Genomic DNA, 1908 nt, shown 5'->3' on the forward strand with positions numbered 1-1908 from the left:
GTCGTCGGGCAAGATCCTGCGCAAAGACCTGCGCAAGTAGAGGCCCAGGCCTCGCTCGGGCGACCGATTAGGTCTGCTGCCGTCCCGCCGATAGTGTTGCTCACTGCAACGCGGGGTGGAGCAGCTCGGTAGCTCGCTGGGCTCATAACCCAGAGGTCGCAGGTTCAAATCCTGTCCCCGCTACCAAAGAAGTAATGTTAGAACCACGGTCCTCAGGGGCCGTGGTTCTTTCTTTTTCCCACGGCATCGCACCTCTGGGGCGTTCGATAGTCAGGAACCCGGGGATTCGGGCGTCCGGGGCGGTTCTACGGGCGCGTGTCGGCAGGTCTCGGAGGGTTGATTCACCACCCCTGTCGCCAATCCCGGTGACCTTTGTCGCTTCGACGAGGTCACTAGTTCTAACGACATGGTTCTGGTCCCGCTTCCGTTCGGCTGCCAGCGTCGCGGCCAGATCGTCGTTCATGAGCAACTGGTACGCCGGACTCAGGTCGCTAGCGACGATGTCGTCGTCGTGGACGTAGAGGTGCGTGAAGATGCTCTGGTTAAGGTCCCGGCGCGATTTCGCGTCGGCTGACAAGTAGTGCTTATGTGCGTTGCCGAGGAGCGCCAGGCAACCTTCGAGCTTTGTGGTGAGGTGTGATTCCTGGAGATCGAACTCGCCGAGCCTCGCCTCCGACTTCGCGCGCTCACTCGCGATACGCGCCTGCTCGTTCCGGAGTTCGGGCGTGCCTATCGCGTCGGCATAGAACGCTTCGAGCAGCTTGCGGCTCTCCTGCTCGAGTTGCTGGAGTCGTTCGGAGGCTGCCTGTCGTGCCTGGGCTGCGTCAGGAAGCAGGATGCGCATGTGGTCGAGGACGAGCGCACGGATCGTGGCGGTCTGCGTCTCGTTGAGTGTCACGGTCTGCCAATGAGCGGTCACGAGGTCTTCGAGGTGCGGCGCTTGGATGGCACGGAAGGTGCAGCCGTTCTTGAGTCGCTGACGGCCGAGGCAGTAGAAGTAGTCGTAGACGGTGCCCACCCGATTGCGGGTCTTCTCAAACGTGAGCGGTTCGCCGCATTGTCCGCAGTAGACCGATCCTTTCAGGTAGTGGTTGTGTACACGCGGCTTCTCGCGGCTTTGGTGGCGGGCCTGGCGGACGCGCTGAACCTCGGAGAATAGTGCCTCGCTCACAAGAGCTGGGTGGCTACCGGGATACTCGACCCCCTCGAACCGGACGGCACCGGTGTAGTAGCGGTTCTGGAGCATCGCGGTGATATGAGAGTGAGCGATCGGTCGGCTGGGGCGGTTCGGTCGGGCCACGGTAGTCACGCCGCGTTTGTCGAACTCGTCTTTGATCATTCCGGCTGTCCATTCACCAGTGGCGTAACGCTCGAACATCCAGGTGACCCACTGGCCACGCTCGGGGTCGATGATGACGGTCTTCACTTCTCTGCCGTCGTCAGTGCGGGTGCGGCTGTTGAGGTAGCCGAACGGTGCCATGCCTGGGGTGCCGCCACCCTTCGCTTTCTGGAGCATGCCCTTGCGCGATTCGGTGGCCAGGTTGCGGCTGTAGAACTCGGCGATCGAGCTCATGATGCCGTGGAGCAGCATGCCACTCGGAGTCTCGTCGATGTTTTCCGAGCAGGAGACGAGCTGGGCACCAACCGACGTGAGCTGCAGATTGATCTCGACGTCGTCGACGCGGTTGCGTGCGAGACGATCGACCTTGTGCACGATGACGTACTGGATCTTGTGCGCCTTGACGTAGTCGAGCATCTTTTTCAGTTCCGGGCGATTGGCCGAGCGGGCGCTTTCACCGGCATCGACGAACTCGGCAACGGTCACCGCATCCAGTGACTGTGCCTTGCGCAGACAGGCTTCGCGCTGAGCAGGGATCGAGAAGCCCTCGGCCTCACCGCCTCGCTCGG

1 protein-coding gene and 1 tRNA gene are annotated in these 1908 nt (G+C 62.1%); one reads left to right on the forward strand and one right to left on the reverse strand.

Annotated features, from left to right (window positions below; translation table 11 throughout):
• The first annotated feature begins 109 nt into the window (after positions 1–109).
• Positions 110–186: transfer RNA gene (locus tag GOAMI_RS22230), tRNA-Met, on the forward strand.
• On the opposite strand, the gene GOAMI_RS23860 is transcribed toward GOAMI_RS22230, so the two are convergent.
• Complete coding sequence (locus GOAMI_RS23860) at positions 143–1876, reverse strand: recombinase family protein (RefSeq protein WP_369403355.1); 1734 nt, start codon at positions 1874–1876, stop codon at positions 143–145. The two genes, GOAMI_RS22230 and GOAMI_RS23860, sit on opposite strands and share 44 nt — an antisense overlap.
• Positions 1877–1908 lie beyond the last annotated feature (32 nt).

This window comes from Gordonia amicalis NBRC 100051 = JCM 11271 (genome assembly GCF_000332995.1).
In the GTDB taxonomy this organism is placed as follows: Bacteria; Actinomycetota; Actinomycetes; order Mycobacteriales; family Mycobacteriaceae; genus Gordonia; species Gordonia amicalis.